This window comes from Allochromatium humboldtianum, assembly GCF_013385175.1.
Taxonomy (GTDB): Bacteria; Pseudomonadota; Gammaproteobacteria; order Chromatiales; family Chromatiaceae; genus Thermochromatium; species Thermochromatium humboldtianum.
Genome location: NZ_JABZEO010000001.1, coordinates 190,282 through 209,910 on the forward strand (window position 1 = coordinate 190,282; position 19,629 = coordinate 209,910).

The window sequence follows — 19,629 nt, forward strand, 5'->3', positions numbered from 1 at the left end:
CGAGGCTCCAGAATGTTGATTGGTCAGGGTTTCGATGCCCATCGTTTCGCGCCGGATCGCCGGCTGGTGCTCGGCGGGGTCGAGATCCCGCACGATCGGGGGATGCTCGCCCATTCCGATGGCGACGTGCTCATCCATGCCCTGTGTGATGCCCTGCTGGGCGCGGCCGGGCTGGGTGACATCGGACGCCACTTCCCGGACACGGACGCCGCCTATGCCGACATCGACAGCCGCATCCTGCTGCGGCGCGTGATCGACAGTCTGCGTGAGCGCGGTCTGCGCGTCCACAATGCTGACATGACGCTCATCGCGCAACAGCCCAAGCTGGCCCCTTACATCCCGGCCATGCGCGAGACCCTGGCCGCCGACCTGGAGTGCGATCCCCAGCGCGTCAATGTCAAGGCGACGACCATGGAACACATGGGCTTCACCGGGCGCGGCGAGGGCATCGCGGCCTCGGCGGTGGTGCTGCTGGTCGAGGCGGACGGCTGAATCACGCGATGTCCGATTCGACGCTTCCCCGCTGGACGACCTTCACCGATCTGCCACGCGCCCACGGCGAGCCGCTCGGCTCGGGTCGGCTGCGTGTCGAACCCGAAGACTTCCAGGTCACGGAGGTGCTGGGCTTCGAGCCGGACGGGGAGGGCGATCACTGGCTGCTCTGGGTGCGCAAGACCGGCGCCAACACCGAATGGGTGGCGCGGCGGCTAGCGGCCACGGCGGGCGTGCCGGTCTCGACGGTCGGTTATGCCGGCCTCAAGGACCGCTGGGCCGTCACCGAGCAGTGGTTCTCGCTGCCGCGTCCGCGCACAGGTGAACCCGAGCCGGACTGGGGATCGCTCGCCGAGCAGGGGATCGAGGTGCTCGCCGTCCACGCCCATCGGCGCAAGCTGAAGCGCGGTTCCCTGTCAGGCAACCGCTTTCGGATTCGGCTCCGTGACTGTCAACTCGACCCGGCAGCGCTCGATGCGCGTCTGGAGTCCATCCGCGCGCGCGGTGTGCCCAACTATTTCGGCGAGCAACGCTTCGGTCACGCCGACGGCAATCTCCATCGCGCCCATGCGCTGCTGACAGGCGCGGCCAAACGGGTGCCGCTGCATCAGCGCGGTCTCCAGCTCTCCGCGGCGCGCTCTCAGATCTTCAACGAACTGCTGGCCGAGCGCGTGCGCCGTGGCGACTGGGACCGACTCCAGCCCGGCGACTGCCCGCAACTGGCCGGCAGTCATTCCTTCTTCCTCGCCGAGACCCTCGACGAGACCCTGCACGAGCGCGCCGTGCGGTTCGATCTGCATCCAACGGGTCCGCTCTGGGGCCGGGGCGAGCCGCCGAGTCGTCATACCGTTCAGGCGCTCGAACTCGCGGTCGCATCCGGACTGGCGCCCTGGCCCGAACGGCTGGCGGAACAGGGGCTGGATCAGGAACGCCGTTCACTGCGTCTGACGATCGAAAATCTGGAGCACGAACAGATCGATGGCTGTCTGACACTCGAGTTCGGGCTATCATCCGGGGCCTATGCAACCAGCGTGTTGCGCGAAATCATTGACACTTTCGAGCAGGTTCAACGACGGGACGGTTCCGATGGCTAAATTACTGGTAGTGGACGATGAACCGATCAACCTCGAGATCATCGGTCATTGCCTGGAAGACGAACATCAACTGGCCTTCGCCGAGGATGGGCTGGAAGCCTGGGCCATGCTGGAGGCTTCCCCACAGGCTTACGATGGCGTGATCCTCGATCGCATGATGCCGCGCATGGACGGCATGGAGGTGCTTCGGCGTCTCAAGGCCGACAGGCGCTTTCGCGACGTGCCGGTCATCATGCAGAGCGCGGCCGACAGCTCCGAGCAGGTCGCCGAAGGGCTGGCCGCCGGCGCCTGGTACTATCTGGCCAAGCCCTATGCACCCAAGGCGTTGCGCAGCATCGTCAACGCCGCCCTGGACGACCGGCGCAATCGTAAGGATCTGGCCCATATCGGCGGCAGGCTCCAGGCCATCCTCGACCTGACCGAGCAGGCCAGTTTCCGCTTCCGCACGCTCGACGAGGTCTCGGCCCTCTCTTCGACGCTGGCGCAGATGTGCCCCAATCCCGAGACCGTGGCCATGGGGTTGTCCGAACTCATGCTCAATGCCGTGGAGCATGGAAATCTGGGTATCGATTATGCCGAGAAGGGGCGCCTGATCGAAGAAGGGCTCTGGCAGGAGGAGGTCGAGCGCCGGCTGGCCGACCCTGCCCAGGCCGGGCGTCATGCCATCGTCGAGTTGAGGCGCGACCCGGCCTGTCTGAGCTTCACCATCCGCGACCGGGGGCCGGGGTTCGACTGGCAGCGTTATCTGGATCTCGATCCGTCGCGCGCCTTCGACAGTCATGGCCGCGGCATCGCCATGGCGCGCCATCTGGCCTTCGCGAGCATGGAGTATCGGGGCGCGGGCAACGAAGTCCAGGTCACTGTGGCGCTGGCCGATCCTCCCGAGATCCAGGCGCCCAACGATGACGCGGTCTGAGGTTCGCCGCTGGATCACCACGTCCCGCGACGAGAGTGCGCCGAACATGGCTCGACTCCTGGACATCGCCCAGGGCTTCGTCGCGCACGCACCGGCCTGTGACGCCTGGACCCTGCGTCTGATCGCCGAGACCAGCGATCATCTGGAAGTCCGTCAGGGCGTAGTCGAACCGAGCCTGATCGGCTGTTCGCTCGGGGCCATGATCACGGTCGTCGAGGGCGCGGGCAGCGGCTATGCGGCCGCCAGCGACCTGAGTCCGTCCGGTCTGCGCGCCGCCGCCGAGCGCGCGCTCGACTGGGCGCGCGTCCATGCCCGGCTCGGCCTCTTCGACGCCCGGCTCCAGCCGCCCTGCACCACGGTCGCCGACTATCGCACCCCGGTAGAGGAACCCTGGGAATCGCGAGCGCTGGCCGACAAGCTCGCTCTGCTCCAGGCCGCCAATCAGGCGCTGGAGATCGACGAGCGCATCCAGGACTGGTCGGCCTGGCTCACTCAGCGGCGTGTCGAGCAACTGCTGATCGGCAGTGTCGGTGCGCGCGTGACCCAGGTGCTCGACTATGTCCATCCCGGTCTTCAGGTCGTCGCCAATGCCGGCAGCCAGACCCAGCGTCGTCACGGCGGCGGGGCCGATGGCGGGCTTCAGGGCGGACTGGAGAATCTGGTCCGGCTCGGCTTCCTGGAAGACGCCGCACGTCTGGCCGAGGAGGCGATCGCCCTGCTCGACGCGCCCGAGTGTCCGAGCGACGTGCGCGACCTCATTCTCATGCCCAATCAGATGGCGCTCCAGATCCACGAGAGCATCGGCCATCCGCTCGAACTCGACCGCATCCTCGGCGATGAGCGCAACTATGCCGGCGCCAGCTTCGTCACGCCTGAGATGTTTGGGCGCTATCGCTATGGCTCGGAGTGGCTGAACGTCACCCATGATCCGACCCTGCCGGGCGAGCTGATCTCGGTCGCAGCCGATGACGAGGGCACGCCGGCGGCGCGCGAGGTGCTGATCCGTGCCGGAATCCTGGAGCGTCCGCTCGGCGGTGCGCTGTCGCAGGCGCGTGCCGGGCTGCCGGGGACGGCCACCAGTCGCGCCAGCGGTTGGGATCGTCCGCCGATCGACCGCATGGGCAATCTCAATCTGGAGCCGGGGCAGGGGAGTCTGGCCGATCTGGTCGGGCAGGTGGAGCGCGGCATCCTGATGGACACCAACCGCTCCTGGTCGATCGACGACAGTCGCAACAAGTTTCAGTTCGGCTGCGAGCTCGGACGCCTGATCGAGGATGGTCAGCTCAAGGGGCTGGTGCGCAATCCCGGTTATCGCGGACTCTCGGCTGAGTTCTGGCGCAGTCTCGCCGGTGTCGGCGGACCTGAGACGCTGGGTGTCGGCGGTGTGCTCAACTGCGGCAAGGGCGAGCCGAATCAGGCCGTCTATGTCGGCCATGCCGCGCCGCCCTGTCTGTTCCGGCGGGTCGCGGTGTTCGGGGGTGGCGAATGACGCCGGATGCCTTCTTCGCGCTGGCCGAGCGGCTGTCCGCAGGGCTGACCGGCGACGAGGTGCTGTTCTGCAACCTGGGCGGCGAAGTCTCGGATTTCGTGCGGCTCAATCGCAATCGGGTGCGTCAGGCCGGCAACGTCCGCGCCGCTGGGTTGACGCTGACTCTGATCGCCGGGGCGCGTCAGGCCGAGGCGGCATTCGATCTGAGCGGCGATCCGGAGGCTGATCTGGCGCTCGGCCGCACACTGATCGGACGGCTGCGCGAACGTCTCGCCGTGCTGCCCGATGATCCCTATCTCCAGTATGCGACCGAACCGAGCACTGGGGTGACGTGTCAGGAATCTCAGGCGCTGCCGCCGGCTGAAGAGGCCGTCGCAACCCTGATCGAGGCGGCTGAGGGGCTTGATCTGGTCGGCATCTGGGCTGGCGGTCTCATCCAGACCGGGCTGGCCAGCTCGCTCGGTCATCGTCACTGGCACGAGCGTGCGAGTTTCAATCTCGACTGGAGTGTCTATCTCAGCGGCGACAAGGCGCTCAAGTCGAGCTACAGCGGTTTCGACTGGAACCCGGATGTCGTGCATGAGCGTCTGCGCACGATGCGCGCCGGTCTGGAGATCCTGCGCCGTCCGGCGCGCCGTCTCGATCCGGGGCGCTATCGGGCCTATCTCGCGCCCCCGGCCGTCGAGGAACTCATGGGGATGCTGGCCTGGGGCGGCTTCGATCTGCGTGACCACCGCACCCAGCAGACCCCGCTGCTCAAACTGGTCCGGGGCGAGCGCGCCTTCGACCCGCGTATCACGCTGCGCGAGGATCATGCACGGGGTCTGACGCCGGGATTCACGCCCGAGGGCTTCATCCTGCCGCCGTCCGTGACTCTGATCGACGCCGGTGCCTTCGGCGACTGTCTGGTGGATGCTCGCAGTGGGCGTGAGTACGGTGAGCCGGTCAATGCCGCCTCCGGTTCGCCCGAGTCGCTGAGCCTGGAGCCGGGCGATCTGCCCGAATCCGAGGTGCTCGCCCGGCTCGATACCGGACTCTGGATCGGCCATCTCTGGTACTGCAATTGGTCGGACCCGAATGAGGCGCGCGTCACCGGCATGACGCGCTTCGGCACCTTCTGGGTCGAGGGCGGCGAGATCCGGTGCCCGGTCGAGGTGATGCGCTTCGACGACAGTCTCTACGCACTGCTCGGCACGCGGTTGGAAGCACTCACCCGCGAACGCGAGCTACGGCTCTCGCCCGAGACCTATGAGGGGCGTTCGAGCGCGAGCGCCCTGCTGCCGGGCGTCCTGGTCTCCGGGATCGAGTTGACGTTATAGTGCCTTATCGACCAGACCACGCCCCGCCCAGTCGCGCGCAAACTGCCAGGCCGTGCGTCCGCCGCGCGCCCCCCGGCGTAGCGCCCACTGGAGCGCGGCCCGTTCGATCGGCTCCCAGTCCGACTCAGCGCGCGGCGCCTCAGTCGGTGCGAGACGCTCGACCCAGTGACGCACTACCTCCAGATACTGCGCCTGACTGAAGGGATGGAAGGAGATCCACAGCCCGAACCGATCCGAGAGCGAGATCTTCTCCTCGACCGCCTCGCCGTGATGCAACTCGCCGTCCTGGATACGTGAATCGCGGTTGTCGGCCTGGTACTCGGGCAGCAGATGCCGACGGTTGGACGTGGCGTAGATGAGCAGATTCTCGGGCGTGGACGCAATCGAGCCTTCGAGCGCCGCCTTGAGCGCCTTGTAGCCCGACTCGCCGGACTCGAACGACAGATCGTCGCAGAAGAGGATGAATCGCTCGGGCCGGTCGCGGATCAGATCCAGGATGTCAGGCAGCGCGATCAGATCGTCCTTGTCGACCTCGATCAGACGCAACCCCGCGTCGCGGTGGGCATTGAAAACGGCCTTGACCAGCGACGACTTGCCGGTGCCGCGCGTCCCCCACAACAGCACATTGTTGGCCCCGCCGCCGGCGAGGAACTGGCGCGTGTTGCGCTCGATCTCGGCGGCCTGACGCTCCAGACAGCGCAGATCGGCGAGTTCCAGCCGATGCGGCGCGCGGACCGGCTGCAACCAGCCGCGCCCGGCAGCGTCGCGACGCCAGCGAAAAGCCTGGGCCGACCAGTCGACCGGCGCGCTCGCCGGCGGCAGCAGACGCTCCAGTTGGTCGATGAGTCGATCCAAGCGGTCGATGAAAGCGGGTGAAGGTGTCATATCCGGCTCCGTTCAATGATCCAAGGCGCGTCCCGGTCGCCATCCGATTCGGATTAAGGATACCATCCGCACTCCCCGCAACCAGCCGTATCCCGCAACGCCTTGAACCCACTCAAACGCCTCGCCTCGCAGACCGCCATTTATGGTGTCAGCAGCGTCCTCGGGCGCTTCCTGAACTATCTGCTGGTGCCCTTCCTGACCTATACCTTCGCCCCGGCCGAGTATGGCGTGGTGGCCGAGTTCTATGCCTACATGGGCTTTCTGGCCGTGCTTCTGGCCTTCGGGCTGGAGACCGGCTATTTCCGCTTCCGCGCCGGTGGCGAGTGGGCTCCCGAGACAGTCTACGGGACGGTGCTGAGGTTCCTGGTGCTGATCAACGCGCTCTGCTTCCTGGCTTTCCTGCTGTGGAGCCAGCCGCTCGCGGCGCTGCTGCGTCATGCCGAACATCCCGAATACATCGGCTGGTGCGCGGCCATCCTGGCGCTCGACTCGATCGGGGCGCTGGCCTTCGCCCGACTGCGCGCCGAGGAGCGGGCCGGAGCGTTCGCCGCCATCAAGCTGATCGAGATCGGCGCCAATGTCGGCCTGACCATCTTCTTCATCTATCTCTGTCGCGAGGTTCACGCCATCGCGCCCGAGACTCTGCTCGGCCGGCTCTGGGATCCGGCGATCGGCATCGGCTATGTCTTCATCGCCAATCTGGCGGCGAGTGCGCTCAAGCTGCTGCTGCTTACGCCCTGGTTCGTCGACGGACTCGGGATCTTCGATCGCGTCCTGTTCAAGCGGCTCATCCGCTACTCGCTGCCGATGGTGGTCATCGGCATGGCCGGCATCGTCAACGAGATGCTCGACCGCGCCGCCCTCAAATACCTGCTGCCCTATGACGACGCGACCAACATGGCGCAACTGGGCATCTACAGCGCCTGCTACAAGCTCTCGATCCTGATGTCGCTGTTCATCCAGGCGTTCCGCTATGCCGGCGAGCCCTTCTTCTTCAGCTATGCCAAGCGGCACGACGCCGGGCGCACCTATGCCGTCGTGCTCAACTGGTTCGTGCTTTGCTGCGTCTTCCTGTTCCTGCTGGTGACGCTCTACATCGACGTCTTCCAGTATTTCGTCGGGGCCGACTATCGTGAAGGACTGGATGTGGTGCCCGTGCTGCTGCTGGCCAATCTGCTGCTCGGCGTCTATGTGAATCTCTCGATCTGGTACAAGCTCACCGACCGCACGCTCATGGGCGCCGGTGTCTCGCTGATCGGCTCGGCGATCACCATCGGACTGCTGTTCTGGTGGGTGCCGGTCCACGGTTACATGGGCGCGGCCTGGGCGCATCTGGTCTGCTATGGGACGATGGTGGTCCTGTCCTACGCGCTCGGGCGACGCTACTACCCGGTGCCCTATGACGTCTGGCGCGTACTCGGCTATATCGCCTTCGGGGTCGGACTCTATCTGGGTAGCCGCTGGCTGGTGACGGAACAGGAATGGCACACACTGGCGGCGGGGACGGCCTGTATGGCGCTCTTCCTGGTCGTGGTCGGCTGGGAAGCGTGGCGGTTGCGGCGAGGGGCGTCGGCCATCCCTGGCACGTGACGCCGGTACTCAGGTTTTGTACTGATGCACCAAGCCCATCAGCTTCCCGGCCAGATCCTCCAGATGACTGGTGGCGCCCACTACGCCGTCGGTACTCTGGAGCGTTTGGACCGAGAGGTGACGGATACTCTCGACGTTGCGGTTCATCTCCTCGACCACGGCGCTCTGTTCCTCGGCGGCGGTGGCGATCTGGTCGCTCATGTCATTGATGCGCTCGACCGACTGGGTGATGGAGTCGAGTGACTGATCGGTCTCGTTGGCGGCCTGCACACTCTGCTCGGCCTGATCCTGGCCGCGCTGCATCATGGACACCGCACTGCGGGCACCCTGCTGCAAGCGCGCGATCATGTCCTGGATCTCCTGAGTCGATTCCTGGGTGCGTTGCGCCAGGGCGCGCACTTCGTCGGCGACCACGGCGAAGCCGCGTCCCTGTTCACCGGCGCGCGCGGCCTCGATGGCCGCATTCAGAGCCAGCAGGTTGGTCTGACCGGCGATGCCGCGAATGACATCGAGGATCTTGCCGATGTTCGCCGACTCGATCTCGAGCTGGTGAATGGTCCGGGCCGCCTCGCCCACGCCTTCGGCCAGTTCGCGGATACCGTCGACGCTGTGGCGAACCACCATGCGACCCTCGCGTGCCTTGTGACTGGCTTGGTGCGCGGCGTCGGCGGCGGCCGTGGTGTTGTTGGCGACCTCGGCAACCGTGGCCGACATTTCGTTCATGGCTGTGGCGACCATGTCGGTCTCCTGATGCTGCTGCTCCATGAGTCCGTGGGTGGAATTGGTGGCCTGGGCCAGTTGCGCGGCGGCCGAGGCGACGCCGGTCGCCGATTCCTGGATATGCCCCATCACGGTCGCCAGTCGCGATTGAAGCATCTTGATCGCCTGCAGGATCTCGGCGGTCTCGTTGTTGCCCTTGACCTGGATCGACGAGGTGAGATCGCCGGCGGCGATCTTCTTGGCCACCCGCACGGATTCGTGGATGTGCTTGAAGATGGCGCGGGCACTGAGCTGGGCCAGGATCAGCGCCAGGATCAGTACGCCAAGCCCGATCCAGGGGTTGCCCAGCCAGCCGGCGAGGACGGCTCCCGATCCCACGACGGCGAAGGCGGCACTCAGCCAAATGGTGTGACTGAAGTCCAGATTGAGCCGGTGCGGCAGTTCCTCCAGATTACGATCGCGAACGCGCGCATAGAGCCGCTCGGCGCTGGTGATCTGGTCGCGGGTCGGCTTGGTGCGGACCGACTGATAACCGACCAGGGTCTCACCCTCATAGACCGGGGTGACATAGGCGTCCACCCAGTAGTGATCGCCGTTCTTGCAGCGGTTCTTGACGATGCCGCGCCAGGGCTTGCCCTTCTTGACCGTGTCCCAGAGGTTCTTGAAGGCCGCCGGCGGCATGTCGGGATGGCGGATGACGTTGTGATTGACGCCGATCAGTTCGGATTCATCGAAACCGCTGATCTCGATGAAGGGCTTGTTGCAGTAGGTGATGATGCCCTTGATGTCGGTGGTGGAGACGATGACCCAGGATTCCGGGTAGTCGTGTTCGCGTTGCGTGACCGGCAGATTGATCTTCATGGATTCGAGGCGCCGCTGACCGTTGGCTGATGGATGTTGAGGGCTGTCCGTGAGCGACTGGCGTCCATCGCGGCCAAACCGCGCATCCTCGCTCCAGAGTCGTACATCAAGCTGGGATCTTGCCGTGAGCCAGGTTTGGGCCGATGGCGCATGTTAGCGCAACCGTGCGTGTGGCGTCAGGCGGATGCGGTTTTGGTGATTGGAGGAGCGGATCGGGCTTGGATCGTGTAGCTTGCTGTGAAGCTGGGTACGGTGGTGACGGTGAACGGTGTCATCGTAAATCAGTGGTGGTGTGTATCAAATTTGTGACGCATTGAATGAGGCGGCGTGCATCTTTTGTGAGGCATTTTTGCTTTTTTGTGTGCGATAGAGATTTTCATGCGAGCCGGATAAAACAGCCCCGCTTGAGGCGGGGCTATGATGTGAGTGTTTGCAATAATCTAAGCGTTTTTTGCCGAATGCCGACGCCCCAGTCCAATCATGCCCACGAGTGCGCTGCCAAACAGCCAGACCGCGCTAGGGAGGGGAACGGCCGTGACGCCAACTTTGACGACATCGAAGCCATCGATTGGACTTTTAGTGCTCAAGCCTCTGTCGATCAGGAGCAAATACTTAAATGTTCCAGTGGTCTGCAAGCTGCCGCCGTTGATCCCAGATGCCTCAGCATTGCCAAGCTCTCCCAAAAACTCCCAGCCTGATGAGGTATTAAGGGAGTCGAAGTCGCCATTCCATGTATTTCCTGCATAAACATCAATGGCTTCCGGCCAGTTTGAGCATGTAGTGCCAGTGCCAGTGCATGAGGGGTTTTGGCTATTATCTCCAGTCCTTTCCCAAATCGTCACCGTTCCCGAAAAATCGCTGCCAAAGCTAAAGACGCCGGCACCTCCGGAGCCAAGGCTGCGAAAGGTATTCATATTATCTCCAAGAGCATTCGCGTTGTTACCGCGAGGTGACTCGATTCCAGCCTCGCCTGTGACATATTGAAAATCAGCATTGGTAGCGTAGATCATCGCTGAAGAAGCCGGCGCACTATACAGGCCAATAGCCAGCCATGAGGTAAGTGCAACGGCGGTTACTTTTAGTTTATTCATAAAAAATCTCCTGACTTTAGGTAAAGAGCCGTTCATGGAGTTGGTTGGTACCTATAATTCTCAGCAATATTTATGCCCAAGATTTACGCTTAATGTGTTCGGCAGCTAACGAAGCATCGACCGCTACCCAGTGCCCGCCGATCGATTCGGATTTGTCGCCTGAGCCGAGTCTGCCGGCAGTGCCTACAAACACATGCCTGGATGCAGGCCCCGGAACCGCCGGAGCGGCTCCGGACCGATACAGTCGGACAAGAGCCGTTTAGAATAGCGGCACGGATTCGTGCCGAACCATCAACCACCGGACACCACACCCCCATGAACCCAGAAAAGGTCGTCTTCGGCTTCTTCGTCGGCGAGATCGACAACCGATCATGACGTCGAACCGGGTTCCGACGATGACTCTGGTTTGGCCCGACGGCGTTGAGTCGCGGCTCAAGATCGGCTAGGCGATTGAGGGAAGAACTGAACCTCGACTCACCACAGCAAGGTCTGGCCCTGACCTTGACGATCGATCAGCTGTTCAGGTTGCAACTGGGCAACAACGGCACCTGATGACCGACGGCCTACAGACAGATCCGCGCCATCTCGCTCAGCTCCACGCGTGCCCGCAGACGGCGCGACAGCATGAAAGACCCCATGAACTTGCGATGCAGAAACAGCGTCTCCGGCGCCGGCGCGGTGCTGAAGACGCCGGAGTGGAAGAGCGCCCGCCCGCGATGGTAGACGCGCTCGAACAGATCCGAGAGGCCGAAGTCATAGTGCCCCGGATGACGCAGCGGCTCGGAGGCCAGCGCCAGCAGATCCATCATCGCCTCGACGTGCTCGTCGGGATCATCGGCCCCGACATAGCCGAGCGCGACCGAGGCCGCGCGCATCCCGGCGCGATCACCGCGAATGGCTGAGCTGGCAAGCTGGCGATAGCGTTCGACCAACTGGGGCGCGACCGGCTTGGTCGCTCCGAAGTCGAGCAGCACGATGCGCCCGCTCGCCGCATCGTAGAGATAGTTGCCGAAGTTCGGATCGGTCTGCACCAGCCCGAACTCGAACAGCTCACGCAACGTCAGGCGCATCAGGAGCGTCGCCGCCCGATCGCGCTCAGCGCGTCGATATTCGGGTCCGGCCAGCCGGTCGACCGGCACGCCCTCGGCGAAATCCATCGCCAGGATGTTGCGCGTGGTCAGATCGCGATGCACCGCCGGGATATGGAAATCCGGATCATCCCCGACCCAGACGCGATAGGATTCCAGCGCCTCGGCCTCGGCGTCGTAATCGGCCTCGCGATGGAGCTGGTGCCGCGCCTCTTCCAGAAAGGGCGCGATGTCCACCCCCTTGGGCGCCATCCCGAACGAGCGCCCGAGCATGGCCAGATTGGCGATGTCGCTGTCGATGCTCTCGCGCACGCCGGGGAACTGGATCTTGAGCGCCAGCCGCCGTCCGTCGCGGGTCTCGGCGCGATGCACCTGACCGATCGAGGCCGCCGCGATCGGGGTGAACTCGAAGCGTTTGAACTGCTTGTCCCAGCCCGTGCCGTACTCGCGCTCCAGAACCTGCGCCAACTGACTCAGCGGCATCGGCTCGGCACGCTCGCGCAGGGTGCTCATGATCTCGGCCGCCTCAGGGGTGAAGATGTCCGAGCCGTCCATCGACATGAGCTGGCCCATCTTCATCACCGCCCCGCGCATCCGCGCCAGACGATCGGTGAAGCGGCGGGTGTGCTCGGGCGAGAGCTGGATGCGCGCCGGTTGACCGCCAGCACGGGTGCGCGCCAGATCGATCAGACCCTTGACGCCGATGCCGGCGGCCAGATCGCCGGTGGCGCGACCGAGATGCCACAGTCGGCTCAGACGTTGACTGGGGACGGCGAGACCGCGTGATTCGGAAGCGGAAGGCTGTGACATGGAGCGAGGTTCCGTGAAGACTTAGGCCACCCAGAGGTTGGCGGAATTGAACGAGGATCGCCGGCGAGGCGCCGGCAAAAGACACAGCCTTTGAAGGCGATTTTCGGAAAAGTTCAATCCCGAGAGTCTTCCTCGGAAATGAGGATCGTGTGCAGCGTTTCCAGCGCCTGTTCATAGTCGAAGCCGCGAATCTGACGCTCGAGCTTGTTGGCGACCTCACCGAGCGCGGTGCGCAGCAATGATCGCGACTGATCGAAGAGATCGTTGACGGCCGTGTCGTGATGGGTCAGCAACTCGGCGAGCCGGGGCAGGATGTCGCGCAATTGGGCGTGATCCGGATCGGCGGCGGGCGGCTCGGCTGGGACGGACGGCTGAGCCGGCCCAGAATGCGGCAGGACCACTCGCAGATGCCCGGTCAGGGCGTCCAGTTCGGTGGTGAGCAGATCAATCAACGGCTGGAGTCGCTCGACGGGTTCATGCGCGCGCGCGGACTGCTCCAGAGTGTAGGCCAGATCGCGCAGCACATGGGCGCCGAGTGTCGCCGCCGCACCCTTGAGGCGGTGGGCATCGTGTTCGAGCGCGTCCAGATCGCCCCGCGCCAGATGCGTGGTCAGCGCGGCGGTCTCCTCATCATGCTGGTCGATGAAGCGTCCGAGCAGATTGAGATAGAACGCGAGATTGCCGCGCAGCGGCTTGAGTCCCTGTTCCGGATCCAGTCCCGGAATCGAGTCCAAGGTTTGTCGATCCACCAGCGTCCCCGGAACTGTCGTGTCGTCGTCGGTCTCGTCGCACGGCGACCGGGGCGCGTCCTCAGCCTGTTGCGCCTGGAGCGGCAGCCAGCGTCCAAGGGTCTCGGTCAATTGCTCGGGTTCGATGGGCTTGGCCAAGTGGTCGTTCATGCCCGCTTCGATGCACTGTCGGCGGTCGCTCTCGAAGGCATTGGCCGTCATCGCCAGGATCGGCAGCTCACGATGCTCGGGTTCGGCACGGATGGCGCGCGTGGCCTCCAGTCCGTCCATGACCGGCATCTGGACATCCATCAGCACCAGGTCATAGGCGTTGGCACGCACCATCTCCAGGGCCTCCAGCCCGTTCTCGGCCAGCGTCACCCGTGCGCCCGTGGCTTCGAGCAGCTGGAGGATGACCTCCTGATTGATCTCGTTGTCCTCGGCGACGAGGATGCGCGCGCCGTGCAGACGCCCGGCATGATCCGGCTGTTCGAAGGCGGGCGTCTCGATGACCGGCAGATCCCGTGCCCCTTGGAGCGAAGCAACCAGCGCATCGTGCAGCCCCGAGGGCGTGACCGGCTTGGCGAGCACGCGGATGGATTCTCCGGGCGGTAGCGCGGGCAACTGGTCGCCATAGGCCGTGACCATGAGCAGATCCGGGTGATGACACAGATGCAGCGCCCGCAGACGCCGCACCGTCTCCAAACCGTCCATGTCCGGCATCTTCCAGTCGATCGTGACCAGGTGATAAGGATCGTCGTCGCCGTCGGCCCCGATGACGGCCGCTAGCCCCTCCTGGCCGCTCGATACGGCCTCGGCGCGCAGTCCCAGGCTTTCGAGCAGGTGCAGCAGGATGGTGCGCGCCTCCAGATGATCGTCGATGACCAGGGCGCGACGTCCGCGCAGCCCTTCGAGCTTGGGGTCGGGATGGGCCGGATCGCGCGCCGGTGCGAAGGGGATCTCCAGTCGGAATTCGCTGCCCTCGCCCGGACGGCTGGTCACGCTGATGCGTCCGCCCATGAGTTCGGTCAGACGCTTGCTGATGGCCAGCCCCAGCCCGGTGCCGCCATAGCGGCGCGTGGTGCCGGCATCGGCCTGTTCGAAGGCACGGAACAGCCGTGAGAGCTGTTCGGGCGTCATACCGATGCCGGTGTCGCGAACCGTCCAGCCCAGCCACAGCGCATCGGGATCGGATTCGCCGGCGGGCGGATCGGCCAGGGGGTACGCCGCGATGGCGATCTGACCGCGCTCGGTGAACTTGACCGCGTTGCTGACCAGATTGAGCAGGATCTGGCCGAAGCGAACGCCATCGCCATGCAGCCGTTCCGGTATGTGGTCGAGATCCACCAGCACGTCCAGCTCCTTGGCCTGGATCGGATCGGCGACCAGATTGAAGACGTGATCGACCACGCGCGCCGGCTCGAAGTCGCGGGCCTCGAGCGTGAGCTTCTCGGCCTCGATCTTGGACAGATCCAGGATGTCGTTGATGATCTGGAGCAGATGCTGGGCCGAGTCGTTGAGTCGGTTCAGCTGGTCGATCTGGCGCGGGGTGAGCGGATCCTGCCGCATGAGATGCGAGTAGCCGATGATGGCGTTCATCGGGGTGCGGATCTCGTGGCTCATGTTCGACAGGAAGGCGCTCTTGGCGCGATTGGCGCCCTCGGCGGCGACCTTGGCCGCTTCCAGTTCGGCGGTGCGGGTGGCGACCAGTTCCTCCAGATGTCCGCGATAGGCTTCCAGCTCGCGCATCGTCTTCAGGCGCTCGCGTTCCTGCCTCTTCTGTTCGGTGACGTCGCGCCAGACACCGGAGATCAGCGTTTGGCCCTCGTGCACGACACGCCGAAAGTTGATTTCGACGTTGTGAAGGCGGCCCCCCTTGTCGCGATGGCGCGTTTCGAAGCCGCCGATGTCCTCGTTCAGGATGGCGGCGATATTGGCGGCGATCTCCTCAGAATCATGTTCGGCCTGGATGTCGGCGATCGACAGCTGTGCGAATTCTTCGCGCGTGTAGCCGAGATCGCGCGCGACCGCATCATTGAACGCCACGAAGCGACCAGTCTCCGGGTCGACCAGCACGATGGAGTCCGTGGTCTGGGAGAACATGGTCTCGATCAGACGTTCGCGTTCGGCGAGTCGGCGTCTGTCGGTGAGATCGTGCACGACGGCGAGGAATTGTGCGTTGGCGCCCAGGGGACAGATGCGCGCCTCGAACTCGCGCGGACCCTCGGGCATGGGCAGGACGTATTGGAAGCTGACCAGCTCGGCGCTCCGGGCGGCGTCGGCGAGATGGGCATCGAACAGCGCGGCCACCTCGGATGGCAGCACCTCGCCCGGATGCTTGCCGATGAAATGCTCGGGCGGCACATAGAGCCTGTCAGTCGGCCCGCGAAACTCGAGGATGGTTCCGTCGGGCGCGAACAGAAAGAACAGGTCCGGAATGCTCAGTTGTGGATCCACGGGCGGACTCCGGCCACATCCGGGGAGTGAGCGTTCAAACGTCCGGAACCCCGTCGAAGAAGTCGACCACGCCGGTCTCGAGCGCATATTCGGCGCCGACCACCAGCAGTCCGTCGCTTTCGATCAGCGATTCGATGATGCGCGAGCCGTGACGCAGTTGGTTGGCCGAGGCACGGACGTTGGCGCGCACGGCCGCGCCGCGCAGGGCGTCGCGGTCATGGCGCAGATCCGTGTCGAGCAGCGGCTGCACGGAGGGTTTGACCCGGTCGACGATGGAGGCGATGTTGCGCGACTCGCTGTCTTCGCCTTCGAGCAGGGTCTCGATGGTGGCGGAGACGGCGCCGCAGTGTGAGTGACCCAGGACCACGACCAGACGGGTGTTGTAACGCGAGACGGCGAACTCGACGCTGCCGATCTGCGACGGCGCAACCACGTTGCCGGCGACCCGGATGACGAACAGGTCGCCGAGTCCCTGATCGAAGAGGATCTCGGCGGGGGCGCGCGAATCCGAGCAGCCGAGGATGATGGCGAAGGGTTTCTGACCGGCGGTCAGTTCGGCGCGGCGCTGATAGCTCATCATGCGGTCGAGGCTGGTGAGGTTTTGCGAGAAGCGCTGATTGCCTTCGCGCAGACGGTCGAGTGCCTCGAGGGCGGAGATCGTGTTGGGCATGGAGCGGATGTCTCTGGTTCGGCGGTGATGTTCGAGGGATGCCGGGGCGGCGAACGCGCATTCTATACCGAAGGAACAGCGTCGTTTGGCTGTAATTTCAATACATTCCGTTCGCCTTCGCTGCGGGCGATGATGACGGCGCCGCAGGAGTCGCTGAAGACGTTGACGGCGGTGCGCATCATGTCGAGCACGCGGTCGACGGCCAGGATCAGCCCGATGCCTTCGAGCGGCAGACCCACGGCGCTCAGGATGACGGCGATGGCCACCAGGCTGGCCGCCGGGATGCCGGCCACGCCGATCGAGGTCAGAAGCGCGAGCAGCACGACCAGGAATTGGGTGCCGAGGGTCAGTTCCAGTCCGTAGGCCTGAGCGATGAAGAGCACGGCGACGCATTCATAGAGCGCGGTGCCGTCCATGTTGACCGTGGCCCCGAGCGGGAGCACGAAGCTGCTGGTGCGGTTGGAGACGCCGGCGTTCTTCTCCACGCAGTCCATGGTGATCGGGAGTGTGGCCGAGGACGAGGCGGTCGAGAAGGCCGTCACCAGGGCCGCGCCCATGGCGGCATAGTGGCGGCGCGGGTCGACGCCGCCGATGAAATAGAGCAGTAGCGGCAGCACGACCAGGAAGTGGGTCGCGAGCGACAGGGTGACGGTCAGGAAGAACAGCGCCAGCGGGCCGAAAGCCTCCAGTCCGGTGTCGGCCACGGTGCGCGCGACCAGGGCGAAGACGCCGATCGGAGCAAAACGCATGATGAGATCCGTGATCCGCATCATGATCTCGAACAGGCCCTCGAAGAACCGGCGCTGGATGCCGCCCTGAGTCTCGTTCAGGCGGGTGAGGAAGAAGCCGTAGAGTAGGCTGAAGAAGATCAGTCCCAGCATCTGGCCATCGGCGGCGGCCTCGATCACATTGGTCGGGATCATGCGCAGGAAGACCTCGACCACATCGCCCGCGTCGCGATCGCCGATGCGTTCCTGCAGCGCGGCGGCTTCGGCGCTGAAGCCGAAGACCTCGGCCGGATCGCCCTCGACGACACCGGGCTGGATCAGGTTGGCCAGGGTCAGACCGACCAGGATCGCCAGCAGACTGGTCATGGCGTAATAGCCGAGCGTCTTGCCGCCGAGTCGTCCGAGATGTTCCGACCCGCCCAGCCCGGAGACGCCGACGATGATCGAGGAGACGATCAGGGGCACGATCAGCATCTTGAGCGCATTGAGGAAGAGCTGGCCGACGAAGTCGAAGATGGCATGGAAGGTCACGCCGAACACACCGATCTCACGTCCGACGATCAGCCCGACGACGACCGCCAGGACGAGCGCGATCAGGATCTGCCAGTGGAGCTTGAGTTTGAGCAATGACATAGCCAAGTGTCCCATGCTGTAAGCCCCTCTCCCCTCGCGGGAGAGGGGTTGGGGAGAGGGGGGGAATTCAGAGCAACGACCGCGCCCGCTGATCGGCGAGCCAGTAGAAGTGATAGGGCGGGATCACCACCCGGTTGTTGAGCAGTGCCGGTGAATCGCCGCTGACCAGATCCTGGATCTGCCCGCCCCGGAACAGTCCGCGATAGGCCGGCGCGTCCAGATCGAGATATTGCGAGGAGGCATCGAAGTTGGCCGCCACCAGCACCGAACTGCCCGGCATACTCGGATGGGTGCGCAGGAAGGCGAAGATGTGCGGATTGCCCGCATCGATCAGCTCGCGGTTGTTGAAGTCGGCGAAGGCCGGGGTGTTCTTGCGCACCGCGATCAGGCGCTTGAGTCCGTCGAAGATCCGCTGCTCGACCGTGCCCTGTTCGCGCCGACGCTCGACCCGGTTCCAGTCGATGCGCGGACGATGGATCCAGCGCGCGTCGCCCGCCTTGTTCACGTCGTCGAGGAAGGAGCAGTCGTTGAGGGTGCCGACCTCGTCGCCGTACCAGATCAGCGGGATGCCGCCGAAGGACAGGATCATGCCGTGCAGGGTCAGGATCAGATTGACGGCGTGGTCGATGGCGGTCTGATCGCCCGAGTCGAGCGCCGCGTCCAGTCCGGCCAGCGAGGCCAGCGCCCCGGCGATACGGGCGTCCCCAGTCTTGTGATTGACGCCGAAGGGCCGACCGCGCGCCGGCGAGCCTTCGAACGATCCCGTGAACCAGTCGACCAGGAAGCGCCGATGGGCGTAGGGATCATAGTCACAGGCGCGGATGTCGGCATCGTCGAAGCCGAGACCGATGTCGTCATGACAGCGCACATAGTTCAACCAGGTGGCGCGGTCGAGCTTGACGGGCAGACTCTTGATGCCCTGACTCAGGAGCTTGGCGTTCTTGGTCGCCACCGCGTCCCAGAGCAGGGCCATGAAGGTGGCGTTGTAGGCGATCTCGCATTCCTTGGCGATGACCGCGTCCTCGCCGAAATACTTGATGATCTCAGACGGCGCGACGATGGCCTCGGCGATGAACAGCGTGCCTGGGGCGACGACCTGACAGCAGTCCTTCATCATTTGCAGGATCAGATGCGCCTCGCGTTCGTTCTGCGAGGTGGTCCCGATCTTCTTCCACAGAAACGCCACGGCATCGAGCCGCAGGATGTCGGCGCCCTGATTGGCCCAGAACAGCACGATGTCGAGCATTTCGATGAAGACGGCGGGATTGGAGTAGTTCAGATCCCACTGATAGTGGTTGAACACCGTCATCACCCATTTGCCCATGTCGGCGTCCCAGGTGAAGTTGCCGGGCGCGGTCTCGGGGAAGATCTCGGGCAGGGTCTCCTCGAACATATCGGGCACGTCGCGGTTCGGGAAGACGTAGTAGAAGTCCTGATAGGTCTTGTCGCCGTTACGTGCCTGCTGCGCCCAGGCGTGCTCGTTGGAGGTGTGGTTGACCACCACGTCGAGGGTGAGCAGCATCCCGCGCGCGCGCATCGCCTCGCCGAGCGCGCGCACGTCCTCGACCGTACCGGCGCGCGGGTCGATGTCGCGAAAGTCGCTGACCGCATAGCCGCCGTCGCTGGCCCCGAGCGGACAGCGCAGGATCGGCATCACATGGACCATGTTGACGCCCAGCTCCTGGAGATAGGGCAGGCGCTGCATCAGGCCCTGGAGGTTGCCGGCGAAACCGTCGAGATAGAGCGCCATGCCAGTCCACTCCTGGCTCAGGAACCAGTTGTGGTTCTCCTCACGCTCCATGTCGAGCCGGCGCAACGGCTCGGGACGGGCGATATAGGCGCGCGCCAGACGCTCGGTCAGTTCAGTGATCCGCTCCTTGAAGTCCTCGCGATGGCCGTAGAGATGGGCGAACAGCGAATGGATGGCATAGAAGTTCGCGCCCAGCCGGGTGTAGAAATGACGCAGATCCTCGCGCACCACCTGATGGCTGAGATCGTCGAGGATGTCGTTGAGAAGGGCGTGTGAAACCTGTTCGTACATGGGAGCCGCGTCCTGTT

14 protein-coding genes are annotated in these 19,629 nt (G+C 64.5%); 6 read left to right on the top strand and 8 right to left on the bottom strand.

Annotation, left to right across the window (positions count from 1 at the left end):
* The first annotated feature begins 12 nt into the window (after positions 1-12).
* Genes ispF through HW932_RS00935 form a run of 5 tightly spaced genes read left to right on the top strand, consistent with a single transcriptional unit; the run spans position 13 to position 5,310 of the window.
* Positions 13-492 (top strand): 2-C-methyl-D-erythritol 2,4-cyclodiphosphate synthase, encoded by a 480-nt coding sequence (gene ispF / locus HW932_RS00915; RefSeq protein ID WP_176974622.1) that lies wholly within the window; start codon positions 13-15, stop codon positions 490-492.
* Between the two features lie 8 nt (positions 493-500).
* Positions 501-1,586, top strand: coding sequence for a tRNA pseudouridine(13) synthase TruD (truD, locus tag HW932_RS00920; RefSeq protein ID WP_176974623.1), 1,086 nt, complete (start codon positions 501-503; stop codon positions 1,584-1,586).
* Positions 1,579-2,502 (top strand): ATP-binding response regulator, encoded by a 924-nt coding sequence (locus HW932_RS00925; protein WP_176974624.1) that lies wholly within the window; start codon positions 1,579-1,581, stop codon positions 2,500-2,502. The genes truD and HW932_RS00925 overlap by 8 nt, the downstream gene beginning before the upstream one ends.
* A gap of 46 nt (positions 2,503-2,548) precedes the next feature.
* Positions 2,549-3,991, top strand: coding sequence for a TldD/PmbA family protein (locus tag HW932_RS00930; RefSeq protein ID WP_176974625.1), 1,443 nt, complete (start codon positions 2,549-2,551; stop codon positions 3,989-3,991).
* Positions 3,988-5,310 (top strand): TldD/PmbA family protein, encoded by a 1,323-nt coding sequence (locus HW932_RS00935; RefSeq protein ID WP_176974626.1) that lies wholly within the window; start codon positions 3,988-3,990, stop codon positions 5,308-5,310. The genes HW932_RS00930 and HW932_RS00935 overlap by 4 nt, the downstream gene beginning before the upstream one ends.
* On the opposite strand, the gene HW932_RS00940 is transcribed toward HW932_RS00935, so the two are convergent.
* The gene (locus HW932_RS00940; RefSeq protein WP_176974627.1) at positions 5,305-6,195 is read right to left on the bottom strand and encodes an ATP-binding protein; all 891 of its coding nucleotides are present in this window, start codon (positions 6,193-6,195) and stop codon (positions 5,305-5,307) included. The genes HW932_RS00935 and HW932_RS00940 overlap by 6 nt on opposite strands.
* Before the next feature lie 102 nt (positions 6,196-6,297).
* On the opposite strand from HW932_RS00940, the gene HW932_RS00945 reads away from it, so the two are divergent.
* Positions 6,298-7,785, top strand: coding sequence for a lipopolysaccharide biosynthesis protein (locus tag HW932_RS00945; RefSeq protein WP_176974628.1), 1,488 nt, complete (start codon positions 6,298-6,300; stop codon positions 7,783-7,785).
* Between the two features lie 9 nt (positions 7,786-7,794).
* Here HW932_RS00945 and HW932_RS00950 read toward each other — a convergent pair whose 3' ends face one another.
* The 7 genes from HW932_RS00950 to HW932_RS00980 form a co-directional block, all read right to left on the bottom strand.
* Complete coding sequence (locus HW932_RS00950) at positions 7,795-9,366, bottom strand: methyl-accepting chemotaxis protein (protein WP_176974629.1); 1,572 nt, start codon at positions 9,364-9,366, stop codon at positions 7,795-7,797.
* Positions 9,367-9,806: 440 nt separating this feature from the next.
* On the bottom strand, positions 9,807-10,457 hold the full coding sequence (locus HW932_RS00955; RefSeq protein WP_176974630.1) for a hypothetical protein: 651 nt from the start codon (positions 10,455-10,457) through the stop codon (positions 9,807-9,809).
* Between the two features lie 563 nt (positions 10,458-11,020).
* Positions 11,021-12,355, bottom strand: coding sequence for an ABC1 kinase family protein (locus HW932_RS00960; protein ID WP_176974631.1), 1,335 nt, complete (start codon positions 12,353-12,355; stop codon positions 11,021-11,023).
* A gap of 113 nt (positions 12,356-12,468) precedes the next feature.
* The gene (locus HW932_RS00965) at positions 12,469-15,540 is read right to left on the bottom strand and encodes a response regulator (protein WP_176974632.1); all 3,072 of its coding nucleotides are present in this window, start codon (positions 15,538-15,540) and stop codon (positions 12,469-12,471) included.
* Positions 15,541-15,574: 34 nt separating this feature from the next.
* The gene (locus tag HW932_RS00970; protein WP_176974633.1) at positions 15,575-16,210 is read right to left on the bottom strand and encodes a carbonic anhydrase; all 636 of its coding nucleotides are present in this window, start codon (positions 16,208-16,210) and stop codon (positions 15,575-15,577) included.
* Between the two features lie 62 nt (positions 16,211-16,272).
* Positions 16,273-17,571 carry a dicarboxylate/amino acid:cation symporter gene (locus HW932_RS00975; RefSeq protein WP_176974634.1) on the bottom strand — a complete coding sequence of 433 codons (1,299 nt, stop codon included), beginning with the start codon at positions 17,569-17,571 and terminating at the stop codon, positions 16,273-16,275.
* Positions 17,572-17,638: 67 nt separating this feature from the next.
* Entirely contained in the window at positions 17,639-19,612 is a 1,974-nt protein-coding gene (locus tag HW932_RS00980; RefSeq protein ID WP_176974635.1) for an alpha-amylase family glycosyl hydrolase, read from the bottom strand.
* Positions 19,613-19,629 lie beyond the last annotated feature (17 nt).